Annotated in this window: 25 protein-coding genes; 15 read left to right on the forward strand and 10 right to left on the reverse strand. The window is 44.7% G+C overall.

All coding sequences use genetic code 11. The annotated features are described in order from the left end of the window. Nucleotides 1-8: 8 nt before the first annotated feature. The 6 genes from DWW91_RS06140 to DWW91_RS06165 all read right to left on the reverse strand — a co-directional run bounded on the left by DWW91_RS06140 (nt 9) and on the right by DWW91_RS06165 (nt 7154). Nucleotides 9-1001 carry an HlyD family secretion protein gene (locus DWW91_RS06140; protein WP_007658739.1) on the reverse strand — a complete coding sequence of 331 codons (993 nt, stop codon included), beginning with the start codon at nt 999-1001 and terminating at the stop codon, nt 9-11. A 45-nt stretch (nt 1002-1046) separates the two neighbouring features. Next, nucleotides 1047-2480 carry a TolC family protein gene (locus DWW91_RS06145; RefSeq protein WP_122327255.1) on the reverse strand — a complete coding sequence of 478 codons (1434 nt, stop codon included), beginning with the start codon at nt 2478-2480 and terminating at the stop codon, nt 1047-1049. A 74-nt stretch (nt 2481-2554) separates the two neighbouring features. Next, nucleotides 2555-3772 (reverse strand): MFS transporter, encoded by a 1218-nt coding sequence (locus DWW91_RS06150; RefSeq protein ID WP_007658741.1) that lies wholly within the window; start codon nt 3770-3772, stop codon nt 2555-2557. A 467-nt stretch (nt 3773-4239) separates the two neighbouring features. Continuing rightward, nucleotides 4240-4782 (reverse strand): FHA domain-containing protein, encoded by a 543-nt coding sequence (locus DWW91_RS06155; RefSeq protein WP_007658742.1) that lies wholly within the window; start codon nt 4780-4782, stop codon nt 4240-4242. Between the two features lie 823 nt (nt 4783-5605). Continuing rightward, nucleotides 5606-6481 carry an NAD kinase gene (locus tag DWW91_RS06160; protein ID WP_122327256.1) on the reverse strand — a complete coding sequence of 292 codons (876 nt, stop codon included), beginning with the start codon at nt 6479-6481 and terminating at the stop codon, nt 5606-5608. Between the two features lie 13 nt (nt 6482-6494). After that, nucleotides 6495-7154, reverse strand: a complete 660-nt coding sequence (locus tag DWW91_RS06165; RefSeq protein WP_122327257.1) for a CBS domain-containing protein — start codon at nt 7152-7154, stop codon at nt 6495-6497. A gap of 85 nt (nt 7155-7239) precedes the next feature. On the opposite strand from DWW91_RS06165, the gene DWW91_RS06170 reads away from it, so the two are divergent. The 8 genes from DWW91_RS06170 (at nt 7240) to DWW91_RS06205 (ending at nt 13977) form a co-directional block, all read left to right on the forward strand. Further along, nucleotides 7240-7959, forward strand: coding sequence for a pyridoxine 5'-phosphate synthase (locus tag DWW91_RS06170; protein WP_046144970.1), 720 nt, complete (start codon nt 7240-7242; stop codon nt 7957-7959). Between the two features lie 33 nt (nt 7960-7992). Then, complete coding sequence (locus DWW91_RS06175) at nt 7993-8703, forward strand: MotA/TolQ/ExbB proton channel family protein (protein WP_007658773.1); 711 nt, start codon at nt 7993-7995, stop codon at nt 8701-8703. 8 nt (nt 8704-8711) lie between these two features. Beyond that, nucleotides 8712-9122, forward strand: a complete 411-nt coding sequence (locus DWW91_RS06180; protein WP_007658774.1) for a biopolymer transporter ExbD — start codon at nt 8712-8714, stop codon at nt 9120-9122. Nucleotides 9123-9127: 5 nt separating this feature from the next. Beyond that, on the forward strand, nt 9128-9964 hold the full coding sequence (locus DWW91_RS06185) for an energy transducer TonB (RefSeq protein ID WP_007658775.1): 837 nt from the start codon (nt 9128-9130) through the stop codon (nt 9962-9964). Nucleotides 9965-10031: 67 nt separating this feature from the next. Continuing rightward, entirely contained in the window at nt 10032-10577 is a 546-nt protein-coding gene (locus DWW91_RS06190; protein ID WP_122327258.1) for a hypothetical protein, read from the forward strand. Nucleotides 10578-10778: 201 nt separating this feature from the next. Next, nucleotides 10779-11576, forward strand: a complete 798-nt coding sequence (locus DWW91_RS06195) for an energy transducer TonB (RefSeq protein WP_233584429.1) — start codon at nt 10779-10781, stop codon at nt 11574-11576. 850 nt (nt 11577-12426) lie between these two features. After that, nucleotides 12427-12972, forward strand: a complete 546-nt coding sequence (locus DWW91_RS06200; RefSeq protein WP_122327259.1) for a DJ-1 family glyoxalase III — start codon at nt 12427-12429, stop codon at nt 12970-12972. 93 nt (nt 12973-13065) lie between these two features. Beyond that, nucleotides 13066-13977, forward strand: coding sequence for a DMT family transporter (locus tag DWW91_RS06205; protein ID WP_122327260.1), 912 nt, complete (start codon nt 13066-13068; stop codon nt 13975-13977). 3 nt (nt 13978-13980) lie between these two features. On the opposite strand, the gene DWW91_RS06210 is transcribed toward DWW91_RS06205, so the two are convergent. The 3 genes from DWW91_RS06210 to DWW91_RS06220 form a co-directional block, all read right to left on the reverse strand. After that, nucleotides 13981-14211, reverse strand: coding sequence for a type II toxin-antitoxin system RelE/ParE family toxin (locus DWW91_RS06210; RefSeq protein WP_233584431.1), 231 nt, complete (start codon nt 14209-14211; stop codon nt 13981-13983). 1 nt (nt 14212) lies between these two features. Continuing rightward, nucleotides 14213-14581 carry a hypothetical protein gene (locus tag DWW91_RS06215; protein ID WP_007658782.1) on the reverse strand — a complete coding sequence of 123 codons (369 nt, stop codon included), beginning with the start codon at nt 14579-14581 and terminating at the stop codon, nt 14213-14215. Between the two features lie 157 nt (nt 14582-14738). Then, complete coding sequence (locus DWW91_RS06220) at nt 14739-15638, reverse strand: 1,4-dihydroxy-2-naphthoate polyprenyltransferase (RefSeq protein ID WP_007658783.1); 900 nt, start codon at nt 15636-15638, stop codon at nt 14739-14741. Nucleotides 15639-15726: 88 nt separating this feature from the next. On the opposite strand from DWW91_RS06220, the gene DWW91_RS06225 reads away from it, so the two are divergent. From DWW91_RS06225 to DWW91_RS06250, 6 genes are all read left to right on the forward strand, one after another. Next, complete coding sequence (locus DWW91_RS06225) at nt 15727-16125, forward strand: hypothetical protein (RefSeq protein ID WP_007658789.1); 399 nt, start codon at nt 15727-15729, stop codon at nt 16123-16125. A gap of 185 nt (nt 16126-16310) precedes the next feature. Then, nucleotides 16311-16523: a hypothetical protein gene (locus tag DWW91_RS06230; RefSeq protein ID WP_007658790.1), complete on the forward strand. Its 213-nt coding sequence runs from the start codon at nt 16311-16313 to the stop codon at nt 16521-16523. 40 nt (nt 16524-16563) lie between these two features. Beyond that, nucleotides 16564-16770, forward strand: coding sequence for a hypothetical protein (locus DWW91_RS06235; RefSeq protein ID WP_010802493.1), 207 nt, complete (start codon nt 16564-16566; stop codon nt 16768-16770). Nucleotides 16771-16970: 200 nt separating this feature from the next. Then, entirely contained in the window at nt 16971-17918 is a 948-nt protein-coding gene (locus DWW91_RS06240) for a calcium/sodium antiporter (RefSeq protein WP_007658792.1), read from the forward strand. An 80-nt stretch (nt 17919-17998) separates the two neighbouring features. Further along, a complete protein-coding gene (locus tag DWW91_RS06245) occupies nt 17999-18700 on the forward strand; it encodes a DUF5020 family protein (RefSeq protein ID WP_007658793.1) in 702 nt (233 codons plus the stop codon). A 10-nt stretch (nt 18701-18710) separates the two neighbouring features. Next, on the forward strand, nt 18711-20006 hold the full coding sequence (locus DWW91_RS06250) for an NCS2 family permease (protein ID WP_007658794.1): 1296 nt from the start codon (nt 18711-18713) through the stop codon (nt 20004-20006). Between the two features lie 85 nt (nt 20007-20091). Here the strand turns inward: DWW91_RS06250 and DWW91_RS06255 are convergent, their stop codons facing one another. Beyond that, nucleotides 20092-22134: a M13 family metallopeptidase gene (locus DWW91_RS06255; protein WP_122327261.1), complete on the reverse strand. Its 2043-nt coding sequence runs from the start codon at nt 22132-22134 to the stop codon at nt 20092-20094. Between the two features lie 156 nt (nt 22135-22290). Here DWW91_RS06255 and DWW91_RS06260 point away from each other — a divergent pair, with 156 nt between their 5' ends. After that, nucleotides 22291-24630 carry a beta-galactosidase gene (locus tag DWW91_RS06260; RefSeq protein WP_122327371.1) on the forward strand — a complete coding sequence of 780 codons (2340 nt, stop codon included), beginning with the start codon at nt 22291-22293 and terminating at the stop codon, nt 24628-24630. Nucleotides 24631-24644: the final 14 nt, after the last annotated feature.

The raw sequence follows: 24644 nt of genomic DNA on the forward strand, positions 1-24644 counted from the left end.
CATACCCATTATTGTTTTCCCAGATCAACCAGGACCGACATGCCGGGACGCAGTCCGTCGACCGGCTTTACCGGAAGGGCATGTATCTCGAACGTCCTTAAATCATAACTTCCGGTCTGCTTTGTGGATTTCCAGGTAGCGAAACTACCCAGCGGACTGACATAGTTGATCTTGAACTCAATATCTTTTGCGGCAATAGCCGGCACGTCGGCAAGAAATGTTCCGCCCATCTTAAATAATGGCAGACGGTCTTCACGGACATTCAGCACGACATGTGCATCATCCAGTACCACCAGGTTCATGATCGGCATCCCGGCACCGACCAACTCTCCACGTTTCGGGAAAATAGTCGATATCTGACCTGATTCGGGAGCAACCAGGCGGGCATCCTGTAAAAGGGCTTCTACCTCGTTGACTGTACCCTGGGCGGCTGCCACCAGTGAACGGGCGCTTTCCTTATCTTGTATCCGGGCACCGTCGCGAGCCATCTGGTATTGTTCATAACAAGCGCGTTCGTTAGCCACGGCTGCGTTATAAAGCGCTTCCACTTCATCTTTTCGCTGGGAGGTGACCACGCTATCTTTATAAAGGGCCTGAATACGGTCGTAAGTCGTTTTTGCCAGTTGTAAATCCGATTTTGACTTGTTCCATAATTGAAGGACGGAGGCAACGATTTGTTTACGGGTTCCTTCGTCGATTTTCTGGTGCTGGTACTTGGCAATATCTTCCAGGGCATTTACTTGTTGGTATTTAGCCATTGCTTCCGGACTGTTGATGACGACAAGCGTATCGCCGGCTTTTACATGCTGTCCCTCTTTCACAAGGAACGTATCGATACGCCCAGGGAGTTTTCCGGAGATACGTATTTCGGTAGATTCAATCTGCCCCTGAAGGATAACCGGCTTTTTCTTCAGCAACAGCATCCCTACAGCGGATATGATTATAACGGCGATCAATACCACTATAAAAGAGATCGTCAGATATTTCTTAGTCTTGTCCATAATTATTTGTGTTTTTTGTTAATTCAATTATTGATATAAAGTAGATTAAATTATCTCCGTTACCCCTTCCACCCTGTATTGCTGGAATGCTTCCGGAATGCCACAGATAGAAAGTAAGTTGATCAATGCCACATCATACTGGTAATAAGCCAGCAGGAAAGCGGTCTTTACCTTTGACAACATTACCTCGGCATCGACCACCTCGGTTGAAGTTGCCATTCCCTCCTGGAAGGATTTCTGACGGATACGGACCAGTTCCTCGCTCATTTCCAAAGTTGTATTCAGAGCCTTTACATTGTCGAGGGCATTCTGCAACTGAGTATAATATTTATCTACGCCGACCTTCAGTTCGGTGACCGCTTTGTCCTTTCCTATCGCCAGCGTCTGGCTGGTCAGACGGGCCTGACGTATCTTTTTCTCCCGGTTCAAACCGTTGAAGATATTCCAGGTAAAACCGACACCGATCATCGTGCGGGGCATCAGGTATTTATCCACCCCATTTGAATAAAGCGTCTGTTTTCCGAATAAGGCTATAGTGGGAAGGTATCCGGTACGACCTATCTTCAATTCGTTGCCGGCTATATTTTGCTGTAGTTTCAACTGGTTCACCATATAGTTGTTGACCGGTACCAGTTCTTTGAAATAATCGGCCGAAGGAATATTCTCATTGATGAAAAGGGAAGTTGTCGTGCTGATCTCCTTATCGGCATCCAGATCGATCAGGCTTTTCAGCGCTTGCCCGGCCACTTCCAAATCTTTGCGGGCGGAATCCAGTTCACGCTTAGCCTCATCCATGCTCACCTGGGCAAAAAGACGTTCCGCACGGTTGATCATCCCGTTCTGTTCCAGTTTGAGAGCCTGGTCATAATGGGTTTTCAGGGAATTATACGTAGCTTCTTTCACGGCGACAACACGTTGCCCGAGACGCAAACCGAAATAACATTCAACCAACTTCGATTGCTGGTCGGCATTGACCTGTTCACGGTTTACCTCAGCGATACCGACCATTGTTTTCCCGATCTTACTGGCGAAAATACGTTTACCGCCGGTAAACAGGGGCCAGGTTACATTAGCGTCGATAGAAGTGATATTCTGCGAAATAAGCGGCAGCGTCAACGTGTTCTGACCGATCTTATCCAGGATGGAAGAGATAAACTGATCATCGGGGATGATGGAATGGACAAAGTTTTTGGCCGGGTCGGTGAACTGGTTAAGCGGCTGTTTGACCTCGATAGGATTCGACATATGCACAAAAGCGCCGGCCGCTCCAACCGAAGGATACCAGAATGAGTTCAGTTTCTGATGCTCATTCTTTGCCAGTTCAACCTCCTTCCCTGCCATCCGGATACTACGGTTTCCTTTCTGAAGCAGTTCCAGCGACTGTTCCAGCGTCAGGTCTATCGTCTCTGTCTGGGCAGAAGTAATGGCAGGAAAAAGGAACAGCAAGCCAATACTGAAATGCGTTAAGTTATTAATCATAAATACGTTTAAATTTAGTTTGAGCGAAATTTATGATTAATAACAACACCCTCTCGGGGATTGTTCAGCGGGAATTAACTTCCTTTTTCCGAGGCTTTCTTCAAGTCCGGTAAAAACCAGGTCACCAGTCCGATCAGCGGCATATAGCCACACACATTATAAACCGTCTCAATACCATACTGGTCGGCCAGATTCCCCAGCACAGCCGAAGCGATCCCCGCCACCCCAAAAGCAAAACCAAAGAACAAACCGGAGATCAGTCCTAATTTATAAGGCAATAACTCCTGTGCATATACCAGAATTGCCGGGAAAGCAGACGATAATGTCAGTCCGACGCAAAAACTCAGAACTGCCGTTAGATATAAACTATGTACATGCGGCATTAACAGAGAAAAAGGAGCCGCACCGAGAATGGATGCCCAGATAACATATTTACGTCCTACCTTATCACCGATCGGACCGCCCATCAGAGTTCCCAGGGCAGTCGCTATCAGAAAAAGAAACAGGAACAACTGCGATGACTGAACGCTCACATCGAACTTCTCTATCAGATAGAAAGTATAGTAACTGTTCAGGCTCGCCATATAAATATATTTGGAAAAGATAAGGATCAACAGGATGGATATGGAGAATATCGTTTTCCCCAGCGGCAACGGCATTTCGATATGACGTTTCGAAGTTCCGACATCTTCACGTTTAAACCGCAAAAGCAATCCCTTGTACCAACGTCCTACCGAAGTCATGATCAGGATAGCGACGAAAGCCAGAATAGAGAACAAGGCAATATGGCTCCGTCCGTAAGGTGCCACCAGGATAGCGACCAATAGCGGCCCCAGCGATCCCCCCAGGTTTCCCCCCACCTGAAATAATGACTGAGCCAGTCCTCTTTTGCCTCCCGATGCCAACGACGTCAGCCGCGAAGCCTCCGGATGGAATATCGACGATCCCACTCCAATCAAAGCCACAGAACACAAAACCCAATGTAAAGAGTTTGCAAACGCCAAACTGAGCAAACCGATCAACGTAAAACTCATCCCGATCGGTAACGACCACGGAGAAGGGCGTTTATCGAAGTATAATCCAACAACCGGCTGAAAGACCGATGCCGCCGATTGGTAAACCAGTGTAATCAACCCGATCTGCGCAAAATTCAATGCCAGATCATCTTTAAATAACGGATAAACAGCTGTAATTACAGATTGCAGTGAGTCATTTATACAATGAGATATGCTCAATGCCACTAAAATACGGAAGGTAATCCCACTTGCCGATTCAACCTTATTTTGTCCCATTTGTAAACCTTATTGCCTATTGAGCTGCAAAAGTACATATAAAATAACGGACAAGGAACCATCCTTTCATTATAATCAGGTAAAACGGATGATCCAAAGTGTTAAAAACAGACAGAGTTCAATTATAAAAATTCCTCAATTAACATTTATAATTATTGCAATATACAGACAACTCGCTTTGATTCATAAAGCGACACCTGCATTAACACAGGGCTTTAACAAAACTTTTCTTTCAGTTCTTTTTGATTCTTTACGTAAATTGCCGTGAGCCAAATAGACTTATAGTTGTTTTATCGTTGAACAACTAAACAAAAAGCATGAATAATGAGATTTAAACTTTAGAGCTGCGCCGGAGATGAAAGGTAATCTTGTATCCATCTCTCCCGAAACCTACGCCAATTCCCCCTATCTCCCTTATCGCCCTGATGTAAGAGATCGTTCACTCCGGAGCAGTATCTAAGTTTAATTTAAAAATCTTCCTCTTCTTCCCCTCCCGGAACATGTAAAATAAAAGTAGTAGCCCCCATAGTCACGATAGCTCCTTCACCGATCCGTACCTGTTCTTTTTTTCCCAGCAGTACACTGCGGAGGAATGTGCCGGTCATACTCTGGTTATCGCGCAAGGTATAAACGAATTTACCATCCCTGTCCTGTTTCACATTAATAATACAATGTTTGCGTCCCACACTCGGGTCACTGGTAATAATAGGAACATCCACACCTTCCGTATCCTTATTCCTTCGTCCTATCATATTATCCCCCATCACAAGCGGCAATTCCTGTTTAAAGCCAAAAGTATTCTCGATCACAGTGATATAACCACAGGAAAAATCGGGTTCCTTCACTTCTTTTTCCTGTCCGGACTCCGTACGCACAGTCTTTCTACCCAGTTTTATCTTAAACTGGGAACCACACTGAGGACATACAAAAGCCAGGATTTTCCCATCGGGATACTTTGTTTCATCGAATGATAACTGATTATCACATTTGGGGCAGAATATTCTTTTCATATCTTTATTTGAAGCATTTAGGTTTTAAGAAGTACAAAGATAAGTCTTTTTCCACGGAAATAAAGACCGATACGTCTATAAAACAGAAAAGCCATCCATCACGGACAGCCAATCTTCATTGTTAACCTTAAATCTAATACCATGAAAAACACAGTGCAAATATAGAGGTTTTATGTTATTCAGCATAATATTCACCTCAAAAACACCATTCATTTAATACAGTTTAACAAAAACATGCTACACAACACATTTCTACAGCATATTCACACTATAAAATTTCATTATCCATACAGATAACATTCTTTACTATCAGAGTATCGCAGAAATTTTACGTACTTCTGCCAGCCGCTCCATAAATGTCTTGTCTTTGCGGGTAGCTTGCATTATCTCCTAAAGAGACCTTTCAAAATAAAATTCCCCGAACCAAGAAAATCTCGATCCTCTGTCCCCTCCACCTTCACTTCCTCCTCCGGAAGGAGCTTTGGTTTCGTTGGTACTGTCTTTGTCATTAAAGTCCATTCTTTAATAGCGACTTTTGAGTCGGGCTACTTTTCACCCATACTCAGCAATACAGGAGGCTTTGTCGTTTACTTTATAGAAGCATTTTAAACAGGAACCTTATAAAGGCAAAAAAGGCCATCCATCACGGACAGCCAATCTTCATTGTTAACCTTAAATCTAATACCATGAAAAACACAGTGCAAATATAGAGACTTTATGTTATGTAGCATAATATTTCGCTTGGAAATCTCATTTATTTAATATGATTTAACAAATACATGCTATAAAACATCTTTTTAGAGCAGTTTTGCCCATCCTATCCCTATTTCATTCTTGCATCGGCTCCCCACATCAGCTTCTCACGGAGAGTCTGATAAAAGGTATGATTATATCTTTTTATTACTTTCGTCGTATAGTCTGCTTTCGTCACTGTCAGCTGGATACCTGCCGGAAAGACTTCCGAACGGCCGTCGAGAGAGATCAGAAAGGATTTATTCCGGCTTTCCACTCCCAATGTGATCGTATAGGTGTCCGGTATGATCAGCGGGCGCACATTCAGGGAATGAGGTGCAACCGGACTTAATACGATATTCTTACTTTGCGGGATGATGATCGGTCCGTTTACGCTCATGGAATAAGCGGTAGAACCTGTCGGTGTTGCGATCAGCAGACCATCCGCCTGATAAGAAGCCAGGTATTCATCATTCAAAGAAGTGTGAATCGTGATCATGGAAGAAGTATCGCGTTTCAGGATAGCGATCTCATTCAAGGCATAGTTATACCCCTGAAAGGCCCGTTCTTCGGTATGAAGCCGCAACAGGGTACGCTCTTCTATCTTATAATAGTTCTTGAACAGTTCCTCCAACGTGTCTTCTATATCATTACCTCCGACATCGGCCAGAAAACCAAGACGCCCGGTATTAATTCCGAGAATAGGAATATCCTGCCGGTTCACACGGGCAGCCGTACGCAGGAACGTTCCGTCTCCACCCACACTCAGGGCGACATCGAGATCAAAATTATCATCGGTCAGCAGTCCTGCCACCGGAGGTTCATAATTGAGTATATCAGTAAGAAAATTATAGAAACGTACATCTACGTAGATCTCCGCTTCCTGGGATATCAGTTTTTCAAACAAACGTTTTATCTGGCTCTGTTTTTCTACCTGATATTTACTACCAAATATGCCAACTCTCATAACTTTCAATCAATTAGATATTCATATAATGCAACAATTCGTTCATCCGCTGCTGCAACAGATCATCTACCATCCCTTTTTCCATGAAATAATAAAGGACAGTATAGTTAAAGCGCTCGAAACTGCGGATCACCGGTGAGGCATCCTCCAGGTCTATCTTTATAATAAGATGTAAGCGTCCGGTATCCTTATCCGTGTATGAAAGCAGGTTCAGGACGTGCGCATTGTTCGACTCGACCAGCCGGGCTATATCCGTCAGCGAATAATCCTGCGGCATCACCTCCAGGACGAACACGCTGCCCAAAGTCTCGGCATTACACAATTCCGAAAGGATATCGATCAGCTTATCCCGCGTAATCGCCCCCTGGTATTCCCCTTCCGGAGTAACAACCGGAAGCAGGCTCAACTGATAGCGGGCAATCAATGCCAGCGCCTCGTGAATATGTGTATTTTCCATTACACTGGGAGCAAACAGAACCGGTTCGCCAATCGTTGCCGCAGGATCAGGCATAGCCAGAAGATCCTTTTCCGAGATCAGGCAACGATATATCCCTTCGCTCAATAACGGTAGATGTTTTAACTTAAAATCATCCATTAGCGCTAAAGCATATTCCCCTGTGTCAAAACTTTTTAACACAGGAAGTTCCTTCGTTATGAAATCTTTCACCAACATTATTCTGTTAATTCCCTTAATTCTGCTAAATTTGCCGATACTTTTGTGCAAATGTAATGAAAGAAAAAAGATATAACGATATACGATGACAAATTTAAGTGTAAACATTAACAAGGTAGCAACCATTCGTAACGCACGCGGTGGTAATATGCCTGACATTTTAAAAGTCGCCCAGGATTGCGAAAATTTCGGCGCACAAGGAATTACAGTTCATCCCCGTCCGGATGAAAGACATATCAAATACAGTGATGTGTATGGATTGAAACCTCTGATCAGGACAGAATTTAACATTGAAGGATATCCCTGTAACAATTTTATAGACCTGGTTCTGAAGGTTAAGCCGACACAGGTCACACTCGTACCGGATGCTCCCGATGCCATCACTTCGAATGCCGGATGGGATGTGAAAACACATTTCGACCAGTTGAGTGAATTAGTGGATACGTTCACTGCACAGGGGATCCGTACCTCTATATTTGTAGGAACAGACCTTGCCAATATCGAACTGGCTGCAAAAACAGGAACAGACCGTATCGAACTTTACACAGAACCCTATGCAACCAATTATCCGGTTAACAAGGAAGAGGCTGTCACACCGTTCGTTGCCGCCGCCCAACTGGCTAAGAACCTGGGCATGGGTGTCAATGCGGGTCACGACCTGAGTCTGGAAAACCTGGCCTGGTTCAGTCAGAATATCCCCTGGCTGGAAGAAGTATCCATCGGCCATGCCCTGATCTGCGATGCTTTATATCACGGATTACAGGAAACAATCTCCCTATACAAAGCGTGTTTACAACAGAAATAACGAATTAATATTAACGAATAAGTATACAAACCTATGAGTATTTTACTTTCCCTACAGGCAGTAGGGGCACAGACAGCAGAGCAGATGCCGGATCTGACGGCAGTAACAGTCCCCACTGAAGCAGAGATCAATGTGATAGACCTTGCATTCAAAGGAGGGTGGATCATGGTTGTACTATTGCTGTTATCACTAATGGCAGGTTATATCTTTATCCAGCGTTTACTGGTTATCCGTCGCGCCGGTAAAGAAGACCAGAATTTCATGAACCGTATCAAAGACTATATCCACGAAGGAAAAGTAGACTCGGCCCTCAACCTATGCCGCAGCACCAACACTCCTTCCGCCCGTATGATCGAAAAGGGTATCACCCGCCTGGGCCGTCCGATGAACGACGTGCTTGTGGCTATCGAGAACGTAGGTAACCTGGAAATTGCAAAACTTGAAAAAGGATTCCCGCTGATCGCAACGACAGCCGCCGGAGCCCCCATGCTCGGTTTCCTCGGAACAGTAACCGGTATGGTACGTGCCTTCTTCGATATGGCTAATGCCGGAACAAACGTAGACGTATCCCTGCTTTCAGGCGGTATCTACGAAGCTCTTGTAACAACCGTAGGCGGTCTGGTTGTCGGTATCATCACTTTGTTTGCTTACAACTACCTCGTATCGCAGGTGGATAACGTGGTGAACAAAATGGAAGCCCGCACCATGGAATTTATGGACTTATTGAACGAACCGGCTAATTAACAAAGCGAATGGCACTAAAACGAAGAACAAAAGTAAACGAAGCCTTCAGCATGGCCTCTATGACCGACGTCATATTCCTGCTGTTGATCTTCTTTATGGTCACCTCTACGGTAGTCATTCCGAATGCCATCAAGGTAACATTGCCGCAAGCCAAGAAGCAGACGGCAGCCAAACCGCTTACGCGGGTTACCATCGATGCCAACCTGAATTACTACGTAGCCTTCGGTAACCAGCGGGAAACGCAGGTCACGTTTGACGAGATCACCCCGTTCCTGCAAGACAGTTATGCAAAAGAGCCCGAAATGTTCGTCGCCCTTTATGCTGACGAAACAGTTCCTTATAAAGAAATCGTAAAGATCCTGAACATAGCGAACGAAAACAAATTCAAGATGGTGCTCGCCACCCGTGCGCAGAAATAACAGATATGAAATTCAACAAAGATGACATATACAGTATAGCCGGTTCAGTCGCTTTCCACCTGGCGATCTTTCTGATCCTGTTGTTCACGGTACTACGGACGGAGATTCCGGAAGAAGACGGGGGCGTCCTTGTCAATTTCGGAAACGTCAATTCCGCAGCCGGTACCTTCGAACCCAAATATACGGGACAGGAACTGCCACAGGAAACGACCACGCCTCCCCCTCCACCTACTCCGCCGGTAGAGACACCGAAGGAGGAAGTCATTACGCAGGACATCGAAGAAAGTGTTGCCATGGCTGATGCCAAGAAGAAGGAAGAGCAAAAAAAGAAAGAAGAAGAGCGTAAACGGAAAGAGGAAGAAGACCGTCGCAAACGTGAAGAGGCTGAAAAGAAACGTCTGGAAGAAGAACGTCGCAAGAAGGAACAGGCCATCAGTAACCGCGTTGCCGGAGCATTCGGTATCGGTGGTGCAGAAGGTAACAGCCAAGGCGATGCAGAAACCGGAACAGGTAACCAGGGTAGTCCGTTCGGCAACTCCGACCACGGAGCAAACGAAGGCGTAGGCGGTTACGGTTCGTTCAACCTGAACGGTCGTTCCATCGGAGCCGGAGGCCTGCCCCGTCCTGCTTACACCATCCAGGAAGAAGGCAAGATCGTGATCAACATCACGGTAGACCCGAAAGGGAATGTGATATTTGCAGAAATAGGAAGAGGTACCAACATCGACAACGCCTCCATGCGTAAAAGCGCACTGGATGCCGCCAAACGTGCTAAGTTCAATAGCATCAGCGGGGCGAACAACCAGAGCGGTACGATCACCTATGTGTATAAACTAAAATAATAAACTATTAATGATGATGCATGAAAGCAATAGCTCATAATGCATCATCATTTTTATTAAACAACAAATGATTAAGCACTTACTAAACATAGAATATAACACATCAGAAGAAACTGTTAAACAAAGGTTCGAACTCATAGCAAAACAGCTGTTTAATCAATACGAAATAATAAAAGGAGAAAAAACATACGACTTTCTTGAAATTGAATTCTACTTCTACAGCAATAATCATCCAGATACCACAACATATAAACGTAATATGCCTGCCGGACAATGGCATACGCACCTAAGTGGTGTAGACATTACTTTCGAAAGCAATGATGATTATTATGGAGGTGTCTTGATTAGAAGTATCATTGATCACGAAAATAAAGTCATAAATGGTCCTTTATGTACTCTTATTGAACTTTTTGATAATATAGATATAGAAGGAGGCTGTATGAATATCCCTCTGATAAGAAAAAAGACAAATAGTTATACAATCCACATCGAAAGCACGACACGCTTCGGTATTAATTCGGGAATATATAAAGGCTCTAAGTACCGCTATTATAATACATCCAAAGATATTAAATGGAAGTCCAGTTATACCGCAAATCCTACTCGTAAATAAACAAACCTAGTAAATCGAACTACTATGCTCAACAAATTTATCACACTAAGTATTTGTATTATAACTCTTAATTCATGCTCTTTTTCTTCACAGAAAACAAAAGATAAGTTAGAAGGGAAATATATATTGATAGAGGGGAAATCTATTTATAACTCTTTCAGTTTCAAAGGTCAATCTACTATTGTCATAGAATCTTTTGGAATGGAGTTTGTTACCAGCTACGTAAAAGACGAAGACTACCTTCGAATAGAAGCTGAGCCAAGTCATCTTTTACTTAAAATACAATCTAAAGATACTATTGTCGGAGAAGGATTTGCATCTGGAATCTATATTAAAGAATCTTTATGGAAAAAAAGTCAAGCAGCTAAAACTAGCGATATAAAACAAGACACTATAGCATCTGTTCCTAATACTAAAGGAACAGATAAACAGTCAAAGAAGAAGACTGTTGCGCAAAGTTTTGAAGAAAGTATGATTCTTGCCCAGAAGAAAGAAGAACAACAAAAGAAAAAGGAAAAGCGTCGCAAACGCGAAGAGGCTGAAAAGAAACGTCTGGAAGAAGAGCATCGCAAGAAAGAGCAAGCCATCAACAACCGCGTTGCCGGAGCATTCGGTATTGGTGGCGCTGAAGGCAACCGCCAGGGCGATGCAGAAACCGGAACAGATAACCAGGGAAGCCCGTTCGGTAACTCTGATCACCACGGAGCCAACGGAGGCGTAGGCGGCTACGGTTCATTCAACCTAAACGGCCGTTCCATCGGAGCCGGAGGTTTGCCCCGCCCTGCCTACAAAATCCAGGAAGAAGGAAAAATCATTGTTAAAATAACAGTCGATCCAAAGGGGAATGTTATATTTGCAGAAATAGGAAATGGTACCAACATCGACAACGCTTCCATGCGTAAAAGTGCGTTGGATGCTGCCAAACGTACGAAGTTCAACAGCATCAACGGGGCTAACAACCAGAGTGGTACGATTACCTATGTGTATAAACTAAAATAATAAACTATTAATGATGATGCACAGAAGCAATAGCTTATGATGCATCATCATTTTACGACATAGATATTGCCTTCCTTTTGTTTTATACTAGGGCAACCGCACCAAACTTTCTCATAACTTGGTAAAAGTGCTATCTTCTCCGTATTTGCATTTATGAAAACATCTACAACTACATCCTGTATACTTTATAAATAAATGGATTAGAGAATAGTTGCAGACAAAAAAACTATCTACAACTCCCCTTCGGTATCTACCACTATATGTCTATTTTTCCTATTTTCAACTTATGCCCGATACGTTTCTTGACTGGTGTCTGCCGTGAATCCCACACGTATCGATTTATGTCAAACAGGCAATCGATGGGCAAGGGATAGGGAACAAATAAAAAGTTTCCATAGGGAGAAATAAAAGTTTTATGCCTGAAAAAACTTTTGTTTTCTCATACGAAAACTTTTATTTTTAGCTGAATAAACGAAAGTTTTCATAGCAAAAAACAAACTACAGCCAGGACTGATGACGCAGCCGGCAAGTAGGAAACAATTATATTTCGTGGTTAAAAAGCAAGAAACAGTGGTAGATACAAGGGGAATAGTGGTAGATGTTTTTTATCTACAACCACCCGCTCATAGCTTTATTTATAAGAGATACAAGGATTAGTAGTAGATATTATATATCATTTCAATTATTACAAATCCATTCACAGATATTCTTATTTACCGATGTAGTAATTATACAATCTTATTTTTTATTTTCAGTAAATAGAACTATATTTGCAATAAACAAAGTGCTACTCTAAAGACAGTAAGTACATACGGACATTACGACGATAAATAATGTAATAAAAAGTAATATGAAGACAGCAATTGTATTCTTAGCCAACGGCTTCGAAGAGATGGAAGCCCTGGGTACAATCGATATCCTGCGCCGCGGAGGTATTGAAGTGACAACTGTTTCCATCACAGCCGATCCTGTTGTAATGGGGGCTCATAACGTGCCGGTTACAGCTGATACAACTTTGGAAAAAGTGACTCTGGCTGATGCCGATGCACTGATCCTTCCCGGAGGTATGCCCGGTGCTGCCAATCTGAATAGTTCAGAACCGGTAAAAGAAGCATTACTGCAACAATATCGCGACGGTAAGATCGTAGCTGCCATCTGCGCTGCTCCGATGGTACTGGGCGGACTGGGATTGTTGAAAGGCCGTAACGCCACTTGTTATCCAGGTTTCGAACCGAAGCTGATCGGCGCGAATGTAACAGGCGAAGCAGTAGAAGTATCCGACAATGTAATAACCGGTAAAGGGCCGGGGCTGGTAATAAACTTCGGTCTTGCTTTGGTGGCTGCCATCAAGAGCCAGGCTGTAGCAGAAGAAGTTGCCGCAGGCCTGTTGGTTTAATCATCTGAAATAATATTTAAGAGCCGTGATATTACCTGATAATATCACGGCTTTTTTGTATGTTTGCAGCCGTTTTAGCAAAAAGAAAAAGAGATGAACAACATAAAAGGATTTGCCTACGGTATTTTAACTTCTGCAACATTCGGTTTGATTCCGTTATTCACCCTGCCGCTAATGGCAAAAGGGATGCAGTTCGATTCGATCCTTTTCTACCGTTTTCTTTTCGCTGCTATTGCCCTTACGGGCATCATGACTTACAAGAAAGAGTCTTTTCGCATAGAAAAAAAGGAGATACCTGTATTAATCCTGCTGGGGTTCTTTTACACGGCTTCGGCCATGTTTCTTTTCTGGGGATACAACTTTATGTCCGCTGGGATCGCCACTACGTTACATTTCACTTATCCGATATTCGTTACACTTATCATGTTATTGTTCTTCCGCGAAAAAACATCGTGGGTAACGTTGTTGGCTATTGGGTTGGCAATCTGCGGGGTTGCTCGTCTGTCGATCAATGAAGGAGAGATGAAGCTAAGTGTGTTGGGCGTATTTATCGTACTCCTGTCTGCTGTCGGATATGCGCTTTATATTACTACCGTCAACAAATCGAGAGTGCATACGATGACAGGCAGAAAACTGACATTCTATGTATTCATTGTCAGCACCATCCTGTTTTCCATTAAGGCAAGCACCAACGAAGGGATACAGCCGATCCCCGACACGATGTCGCTAGTCAACCTGATACTTCTGGCTATTGTCCCGACAGTCATTTCAAATATCACCCTGGTACTGGCCGTCCATAATATCGGTGGTACGCTGACTGCCGTATTGGGAGCTATGGAGCCCGTTACCGCCGTCTTCGTAGGTGTACTCGTCTTCGGCGAACCGTTCACATTCAATCTGGCCATCGGCATCCTCCTTATTATCATCGCCGTCACCATGATCATCCTCTCCAAAAGCATACAAAAAGCCCTATGGGGACTCCGCAGGGCTTTGTTTCATTTATAAGAATTATTCGAATGGGATTTCTTTCAGAATTTTTTTTAACTCATCTATCTCTTTATCTGAAATATTACCTCGTTCACTTTTATCATAGATATAAAGTAATGTTATTACTCCTTTTTCCAAACTGAGAATAGCAGTAATATCAGTTATTATTCGGGCACCTCCACTTTTTCCTTTATTTTTACTACTAATAGCTACGCGAACTTTATGAATACCATCTCCCAGATCAGTTCTCATCTCAATCATCCTCTTCGTCCCTTTCTTCCATAAGTTCTTTCAATAGTTCTTCGGCTGGTCTTGATTGACTTCTTCCGGCTTTTACCTCTTTCATTTCCAGGAATGCCTCTTTTAAGCCAGTCATAATGTACTCTTTACTATCTGGTTCCGGTTCTACTACAACTTCTTCTCTGAGATTCAATATATCTCTAAGTCGTTGTTTCACTTTATCAAATACCAATTTACTATCAATATTTACTATAGCCCGTATTAAACGAGCTTTATCTGCCTCCAGTTGCAAAGAAGACATACTTTGATATTCTGCCATTGGTTCCGATACTATATTTTTCGGTCCTTCTTTCGGAAGATCATATGGTTTGGTTTCTTTCATGATGATATTGTTTTTGTATGCTGCCAAAGATAATGAAAAGATATGACATCCATCATATTCTACGAATTAATCACCAGTTTTTTGCCGACTTTGAATTTGAGGCTTATGCGGAGAGCAATTAGACAAGTCGCCGATATGGGGATTAGCAGTGTTTCCGCTATAATCCTGTCGTTAACGAGATTAACAGAAGCGATAACAGCAGGGTGAAGAGAAAGACATTGCGGGCGGTATGGCCCAGGGTCTTATTGAGTTCGCGTCCTTCAAAACGGTAAAGTTGCCGCCAGGTCGCATAAAAGAGGGCAAAAAAGGCGGCGAAAAGGAACTGTATCCACCAAGGTGCGTCCAGCATCAGAGGCATAGCCAGTAAAAGCGCCATGACCCCGTTCAACAGGTAGAATATCCGGCCAAAACTGCGCCCGAAAAGGACGATGGTGGTCCGCTTATGCGATGCCTTGTCCTGCACATAATCACGATAATTGTTCACGACAAGGATATTTGTGGAAAGCAATCCGACCGATACGGACAGCAGAAATGATAACAGGGAAAAGGACAGTGCCTGTACATAATAGGTGAAGCATACCGGGATGATCCCGTAAAACAGCACCACGCAGACATCGCCCAGACCGTTATAGGCCAGCGGAAAAGGTCCGGCGGAGTATGCCAGCACACAAAGGGCGATGGCAATACCGACGGGTATCAACTCCCACCCGGCATAAAACAGCAGCATACATCCGCAGAAACACGACAAGCCCAAGGTGAGAAAAGTGGCTTTCAGCATGGCTTTCGGAGTGATCCATCCCTGAGCGACGGCACGCTCGGGCCCTAAGCGGTCTTCCCGGTCGGCTCCCTTTTTAAAATCAAAATAATCGTTGGCAAAGTTACTGGCTATCTGTGCCAGCAAAGCTACTCCAAAACACAAAAGGGCCGGTACGAACCGGAATACTCCCTCGCACCAGGCTAAAACACATGCCAGCAGCACAGGACTTAACGATGCCGGCAGCGTTTTCGGGCGCGCGGCCTCCACCCATGATTTAAAAAGGCTCTTCTCTCTTTCCATCTTTCCTCGTTCACTTTTAACGGACAAAAGTATAAACAAAAACCACAATGATTTGTTTTTTTAATAGGAATTCGTATATCTTTGCAGCATGAAAAATTTTCTGTTCATATTGACTCTGCTTTTCGGCATGTTGCTTTTTTCTCCCCAGGAGGAGGTTGAAAGCGACAACATCGCTGTGGCTCAAAAAGAGGCAGTCATGAAGGAAAAAGGTTCTGCGGATGTACAATATTACCTGAACGTATTAAGTACCGACCTGAAAGAAAGCAAAGGTCTGACTGCACGCAGAACGGTTCAATCGACTAATAATACATTTCATTTGCGCACGCTGAAAATAGCGGAAAAAGTACTTCAGGATATCCGCCTGAAGGAGATGAATGCACAACGGAAAGTGCTGGAAAATGTATCAGAATGTCAAACCATAAATCTGTCTACCCTTCTTTGCCGCATGGGGGAACATGTGTTTGCTCTGCGGAAACTCATTATTTAGTAATTGATAATTACTTTTGGCTTGATCCAAAAGTAATCAAAAGATCAAGGCTACACCGGCTTCGCTGAGGCCTTGTCAAGAACGCCATGCGTTCTCTTCGGATTGCCGACACTGCCTGTCACATTGATAAGTAAGGCTTCGAAACAATCCGGTCATTAATTATTAATTACTAAAAATGAAATATTATGTCTACTAAAAAATCAAATAAAACACGTATTTATGTTTCTGTTATTATAACTGTTGTTGGTTGCGTACTAGCTTGTAGTTCTATCATTCCTAACGATTACCTGAAGTTATTGGTGGTAATGGGTGCTCTGGGATATGGATTATATGGCATCATGAAAGGTTTGAGTAATACCGGCTCTGCTGAAGAAACTGCTATCGAAGAAAAAGAATAAGCATGTTTGAACAAAAGTAACCATTAAAAAGTTTAATAAAATGAAGATAAATAAAGATTTGGTAGATGCCGTCATGATGGTATCGTTTATCATTTTGGTGTTGATCGGTACAACCGATTTTGAAAACGCTATCACAAAAGATGTAACAATGGGAGCATTAGGGCTGGTAACAGTCGCCATGGTCATACTCCGTGGCATACAACTGAGACAGGCAGCCAAAGAGCCTAAGGAAGAATACGAATATTAAATCACTAATACGAATATTCCTAACAACCCTAACTGAAATGTCTAGTTGCTTCCTGCTGTTATTCCGGAGCGATCCGGGGTTATCCGAGGTGCGTTTTTCTGCCTAAAAAATAACTTGCTGTTTACTTGGTTACGGTGGCAACATCCACCGGACAACAGGAAGCCGGACATTGTAATAAAAAGATTAGTAAATTTGCGACCATGATAACAAGCGTAACATTATTAGTTCTTTCGCTGTTTGCTCTCTACATCGGAGCAGGCTGGCTGGTAAAGGGTAGTACGGAGATAGCCCTGAAAGCAAAGATATCAAACCTGGTGATCGGTCTTACGATCGTTGCATTCGGTACCAGTGCCCCGGAATTGGTGGTCAGCCTGAATGCGTCCTTATCCGGGCAGGGCGATATAGCCGTGGGGAACATTATCGGTTCCAATATTTTCAATATCGCCGCCATTCTCGGTATATCCGCCGCCATCCAACCGCTACAGGCCAAACGCCAGCTTACCCGCCTGGATATTCCCATACTGATCGTCGCTACCGCCGTCTTCACGCTCCTGTTCTGGAACGGGGTACTCGGAAGGCTGGAAGGTTGTTTCTTTTTAGCAGGCATCATTATTTATACGGTTTTCAGCCTGTACTATTCACGCAAACATGAAAAGAAAGTGGAAGAACAGATCGGGGAGTTGGAGAAACAACCTGAACCCTGGTATAAAGATGTCCTGTATATCGTGGGCGGCCTGGTGATCCTGATCTTCGCCTCCAACCTGCTGGTCAACAATGCCGTATCCATCGCCCAGGAACTGGGTGTCAGCGAAGCGGTCATCGGACTGACTATCGTTGCCGCCGGAACAAGCATGCCGGAACTGGCCACCTCGGTCGTGTCGGCCCTCAAAAAGAATCCGGATATTGCGATCGGGAATATTGTCGGTTCCAACCTGTTCAATATCCTGGCTATAGCGGGAACCAGTTCTGTAGTAAGTCCGATCGCTGCCAAAAACGTCAATTACGTCGACCTGCTGGTTATGCTGGGATTAACCCTGCTCCTGCTTCCACTGGTGAAAAGCGGACAAAAGATTTCACGTGCCGAAGGGTGGGCGCTTATACTTGTGTATTTATGCTACCTGGCATGGCTGCTCAGAGATCTGATCTGATCGTGTAAAAGCAGGGCTTTTTTGAAGGTCTTGCTTTTTTTATACCTTTGTGGCTTCCATACATATTTTAAACGATCAGAATGAGAAAGTTTTTTACCCTAGCAGTCCTATTACTTGCCGTTTTCTGTGGGAAAGCGCAAAATGTTCAGTTACATTATGATTTTGGAGGCGCCTTGTACGACAAGGACCTGGACGGGCGTCCGGCACTGACCTCCACCGTGGAAATGTTCAAACCGGATAAATGGGGAAGCACCTATTTTTTCGTGGATATGGACTACAAGAGCAGCGGGGTCGCTTCGGCTTACTGGGAGATTGCCCGCGAACTGAGTTTCTGGCAACCGCCTTTTTCCATCCACGTAGAGTATAACGGCGGGCTGATGAAGGGAGCCTCCTACAACAATGCTTACCTGGGCGGTGCCACCTATACTTATAACAGCAAGGATTTCAGTAGGGGAATCACTTTCACCGCCATGTACAAATATATCCAGAAGCATAAAACACCCAATAATTTCCAGCTGACAACCACCTGGTATCTTCATTTTGCCAAGAACGGCCTGTGTACTTTCAGTGGCTTTGCCGACTGGTGGCGGGAAAAGAACGACCACGGGAACTTTATTTTTCTCTCCGAACCGCAGATATGGGTAAACCTGAACAAGATAAAAGGCGTAGACGAGAAATTTAAACTGAGTGTGGGCAGTGAAGTGGAGTTAAGCCATAACTTCGGAGGACGGAACGGCTTCTATACTATTCCGACACTTGCTGTAAAATGGACATTCGATTAAATAAACCGGCATGATACAAAAACTTTTAGGGTTTGATAAACAAACCATGAGAATCCGTACGGAAGTTATCGCAGGTATAACCACATTCCTGACAATGAGTTATATCCTGGCTGTGAACCCATCCATCCTGGGAACTACCGGTATGGACAAAGGAGCAGTTTTTACGGCCACGGCTCTGGCTTCCGCAATTGCCACCCTGCTCCTCGCCTTTATGGCCAAACTGCCGTTCGCACAGGCACCTAGCATGGCGCTGAACGCATTTTTTGCTTTCACGCTGGTACAGGGCATGGGATATTCCTGGCAGACAGCGATGACGGCGATGTTTGTCGAAGGGGTGATATTCATCCTTATTACTTTTCTGAATATCCGGGAGATCATACTTAACAGCATTCCCATGAACCTGCGGTATGCCATATCGGCTGGGATCGGCATGTTCATTGCATTCATAGGGTTGAAGAATGCGGGGATCATTGAATCCAACCCTGTCACCTATGTGATGTTCGGGGCCTTTACGCCGTCTTCGGTCCTGGCGATGGTCGGGATATTGTTAAGCGGCATACTGATTGTCAAAAAGGTGAAAGGCGCATTGTTCTACAGTATCCTGATCTGTACCCTGATCGGCATCCCGCTGGGGGTGACGGAAATACCGGAAGGATTTCTTCCTGTCTCCATGCCCCACTCGATGGAACCGACATTCTGTAAGTTCGATTTTTCCGAGTTCTTTACACTGGATATGGCAGTAGTGATCTTTACCTTATTGTTTATGAATATATTCGATACGGTAGGGACATTGGTCGGCCTGGCTTCGAAGACCGGGATCATGGGAGAAGACGGGCATATCCCGCATGTGAAAGAGGCGATGATGTCCGACGCGATAGGTACTACGATCGGGGCGATGATGGGAAGTTCCACCATAACGACGTATGTGGAGAGTGCCTCGGGTATTGCGGAAGGAGGACGTTCGGGTTTCACTTCACTGATAACCGGACTGCTGTTTATCCTGGCTTTGTTTTTTGCGCCGTTGTTCCTGCTGATTCCCAGTGCGGCCACAAGCGGGGCGCTGGTGCTTGTCGGTGTGTTTATGATGGATTCGATCTCCAAAATTGACATGGAGGATATGTCGGAAGCACTACCGGCTTTTATCACCATCATTATGATGATCCTCACCTACTCCATTGCCGACGGGATGGTGTTGGGACTGCTCTGCTATGTATTGGTAAAGCTGTTCTGCGGCAAGCACAAGGATATCAGCATCACCATGTATATACTGGCAGCCTTGTTTATACTGAAGTTCATCTTTGCGTAAAAGCGATATTCAGAGATATAAAAAGGAGGTGTAGCAAAAGCCTGTTTTGCTACACCTCCTTTACATTATATATTCTATGTATATATTACCAGATAACTACCCGTTCGGCAGGCAACATGTACATCGGGTCGCCTTCTTTAATATCGAATGCCGAATAGAAGGTGTCGATATTACGCAAAGCGGCATTTACACGCCATTTACCCAATGAGTGCGGGTCGATCTTTGTCAGCAACAGGATTTCTTCAGGACGGATATTTTGTCCCCACAAGGTTGCATATCCCAGGTAGAAACGTTGTTCGTTTGTGAATCCGTCGATCGGAGCCGGAGTTTTACCTTTCAGGGAATTCAGGTAAGCCAGGTGAGAAACCAGCAAACCGCCCTGGTCAGCGATGTTTTCTCCCAATGTATAACGTCCGTTCGCATGAACACTGTCTGCAACGATAATATTGTCGTACTGCTGAACCAGACGGTCGGCACGTTCCGTAAAGAGGGCTGCGTCTTCGGGAGTCCACCAGTCGGCCAGGTTACCGTTTTTATCGTAATTACGTCCCTGGTCGTCGAATCCATGTGTCATTTCATGACCGATCACCACACCGATAGCACCATAGTTAACGGCATCGTCAGCTTCCGGGTTAAAGAAAGGAGGCTGAAGGATAGCTGCCGGGAAGCAGATTTCGTTTGTTGTCGGGTTGTAGTAGGCATTTACAGTCTGCGGTGTCATTCCCCAGCGGGCTTTGTCGACCGGTTTACCTGCTTGTTCCAGCTGGTACTCCATATCGAAGATATTCGAACGGCACACATTTGCCCAGTAAGAATCATCCTTGATCTCCAAAGCGCTGTAGTCACGCCATTTATCTGGGTAACCGATCTTTACGATAAAAGCAGACAGTTTTTCCTGCGCTTTCGCTTTTGTCTCATCGCTCATCCATTCCAGACCTGCGATACGTTCCGACAATGCTTTCTGCAGGTTTCCTACCAGCTCAAGCATCTTTTCCTTGGAAGAAGCCGGAAAGTATTTAGCCACATACATTTGGCCGACAGCTTCGCCCAAGGCACTGTTCACTGTAGACAGCGAACGTTTCCAACGCGGTTTCTGTTCCAGCTTTCCGGACATCACTTTTCCGTAGAAGTCAAATTCGGCTGCCACAAAATCATCACTCAGGTAAGGAGCAGCCGCATTCAAGAGGTTAAAAGCCAAGTAGTATTTCTGTTCGTCGATAGAAACATTTTTCATGAACTCGCCCAACGCTTCATAGAACGGAAGTTGTTTGGCATCGAGATATTCAATTTCCATCAAGCCCAAGCTTTCAAAATAAACGTCCCAGTCGAGCGGGTTGTTGTTTGCCTTGAACTCCTGCAACTTGATCTTATTATAGTTCTTCTGGCTGTCGCGCAGGTCTTCACGACTGAAAGAACTTTTGGCGATGCCTGTTTCTATTTTCATTACGGCATTGACAGCAGCTTCGGCCTGCTCAGGAGAAGCACCGGTCAATGTGAACAACTGGCTGATGAATTGTTTATACGCATCGCGCATTTTTACGGAGGCATCGTCTTCCACCAGATAATAATCGCGATCACCCATACCGAGACCTGCCTGATACAGCTGTACGATATTCATAGAACTGTTCTTTTCATCGGCATCGACGAACAAAGCGAAGAAAGGAGCCATTCCTTCTTTATGCAAGGTTGCCACCATTTTGGCAACATCCGCTTTCGTTCCCAGACGGTTAATTGCATCCAATTGTTCCTTGACGGGAGCCAACCCTTCCGTATTCAGTTTTACACTATCCAATCCCATTTCATAGAGCATGCTGATCTTCTGGGCAACGCTTCCGGCTTCCTGGGGTTTGGAATCCAGCTCTGTGATAAGCGTACGCAATTGTTCCTGATTATTCTCAATCAACTGATCGAATGTGCCGAAGCGGGAATATTCCGGTTTCAGAGGATTGTTCTTTATCCAGCCTCCGCAAGCGTACTGATAGAAATCTGTACCAGGAGCCACTGTCGTGTCCAGATTTGCCAGGTTGATGGCATCATTTTTTGCAGTTTCCTTCACAGGTGACTGACTGCATCCCGACATTGTTATCATACCGACAGCAACCAACGGAATCATCATTAACTTTTTCATTTTTGTTCAACGTTTACTTGAATTATGCCGCAAAGGTACATAAATTCAGTAAAATAGAACCGATTTTAATTCAATATGACCGATTATTATACCTGTATTTTCTTTTCTTTTATCTACTTTTACCATCGGAAAATATTTATAAACTTAATTTTTATCATGAATCACTTTATGAAGACCGTATCACTCCTGATGGTCATGTTGATTTGCGTACTGAGCGGATGTAAAAATCAGTCCGGCAGCAACGGCACTTTTGAAATCGGTGACAAAACATTTCTGCTAAACGGCAAGCCTTTCATTATAAAGGCCGCCGAAATCCATTACACCCGAATCCCCGTAGAATATTGGGAACATCGTATCCAGATGTGCAAAGCGTTGGGCATGAATACGATTTGCATCTATGCGTTTTGGAATATCCATGAACAGAAACCGGGCGAGTTCGATTTCAGCGGACAAAACGACATTGCTGCATTCTGCCGTCTGGCTCAGAAAAACGGCATGTATATCATGCTCCGTCCCGGACCGTACGTTTGTTCCGAATGGGAAATGGGGGGCCTGCCCTGGTGGTTATTGAAAAAAGAAGATATCCAGCTGCGTACAAACGACCCATATTTCATAGAACGTACACGTATCTATATGAATGAGATCGGCAAACAACTGGCCGACAGGCAGATTACACGGGGCGGTAATATTATTATGGTACAGGTTGAAAACGAATATGGTTCTTATGCGACCGATAAATCGTATATTGCCAAGAACCGGGATATCCTGCGCGAAGCCGGGTTTACCGACGTTCCCCTGTTCCAGTGCGACTGGAGTTCCAACTTCCTGAACAATGCGCTCGACGATCTGGTATGGACCGTTAATTTCGGTACCGGAGCCAATATCGACGAACAATTCAAGAAACTGAAGGAAGTACGTCCGAACACCCCGCTAATGTGTAGCGAATTCTGGAGCGGCTGGTTCGACCATTGGGGAAGAAAACATGAAACACGTGATGCGGAAACAATGATTGCCGGACTCAGGGACATGCTGGACCGCAATATTTCTTTCTCCCTCTATATGACACACGGAGGTACAACCTTCGGACATTGGGGAGGCGCAAACAGTCCGGCCTATTCGGCCATGTGCAGTTCATACGATTACGATGCCCCGATCAGCGAAGCAGGTTGGGCAACACCCAAATATCACAAACTACGCGAATTCATGGCAAACTATATGGCTCCGGGTGAAGTACAACCCGAGATTCCCGATGCATTCCCGGTGATCGAGATACCCGAGTTTGAACTGAAAGAGACGGCCCTGTTATTCGAAAACCTGCCGGAACCTAAAACCAGCCGCGACATCAAACCGATGGAGCAGTTCGACCAGGGCTGGGGCAGCATCTTGTATCGTACCACCTTGCCGGCAATCAAAGCAGGCACCACCTTATTAATAGACGAAGTACATGATTGGGCACAGATTTTCATCGACGGTAAACTGATTGGTCGTCTGGACCGCCGCCGCGGAGAATTCACGATTAAATTACCGGCTACAGCTGCCGGCGCCCGGCTGGATATCCTGATCGAAGCGATGGGACGTGTCAATTTCGACAAGGCGATACACGACCGGAAAGGTATCACAAACAAAGTGGCACTGATCACCGAATCCTCATCCGACGAACTGAAGGACTGGCAGGTATATAATCTCCCGGTGGACTATTCATTTGTAAAAGATAAGAAATATACACCGGGTAAAAAAGTTGAAGCGCCTGCTTACTACCGTGCTACTTTCAATCTCGAAACTCCCGGCGACGTATTCCTGGATATGCAGACCTGGGGAAAAGGTATGGTATGGGTAAATGGAAAAGCTATGGGACGTTTCTGGGAAATCGGTCCTCAGCAAACGTTATTCATGCCGGGTTGCTGGCTTAAAAAAGGAGAAAACGAAATTATCGTTCTCGACCTGAAAGGACCGGAAAAAGCATCTGTCAAAGGTCTGAAAACACCGATACTCGACATGTTGCGTCCGGAAGCACCGCTTACCAACCGCAAAGAAGGTCAAAACCTGAACCTGAAAAACGAAAAGCCTGTGGGACAAGGTTCTTTAAAGGCAGGAAACGGTTGGCAGGAGGTAAAATTCGATGCTCCTGTACAGGCCAGTCATTTCTGCCTGGAAGCTCTCAACGCCCAGGATGGAAAAGACAACGCTGCCATCGCCGAGTTTTATCTGCTGGATGAGAACGGCAAACCGCTCAGCCGCCAGCATTGGAAGATCACTTATGCAGACAGCGAAGAAACTTACGGAGGTAATTTTACCGCCGATAAAATATTCGACTTGCAGGAATCCACTTACTGGAGTACGGCCAGAGGAGCCAAATACCCGCATCAGGTAGTCATCGATTTGCGCGAAAATGTAACAGTCTCCGGCTTCCGTTACCTGCCGCGTGCCGAAGAGGGCTATCCCGGAATGATCAAAGACTATAAAGCATATGCAAAAATGACTCCGTTCAGTTATTGAACGGGGTCATTCCC

The sequence above is a fragment of the Parabacteroides sp. AF17-3 genome (assembly GCF_003635445.1).
In the GTDB taxonomy this organism is placed as follows: domain Bacteria; phylum Bacteroidota; class Bacteroidia; order Bacteroidales; family Tannerellaceae; genus Parabacteroides; species Parabacteroides goldsteinii.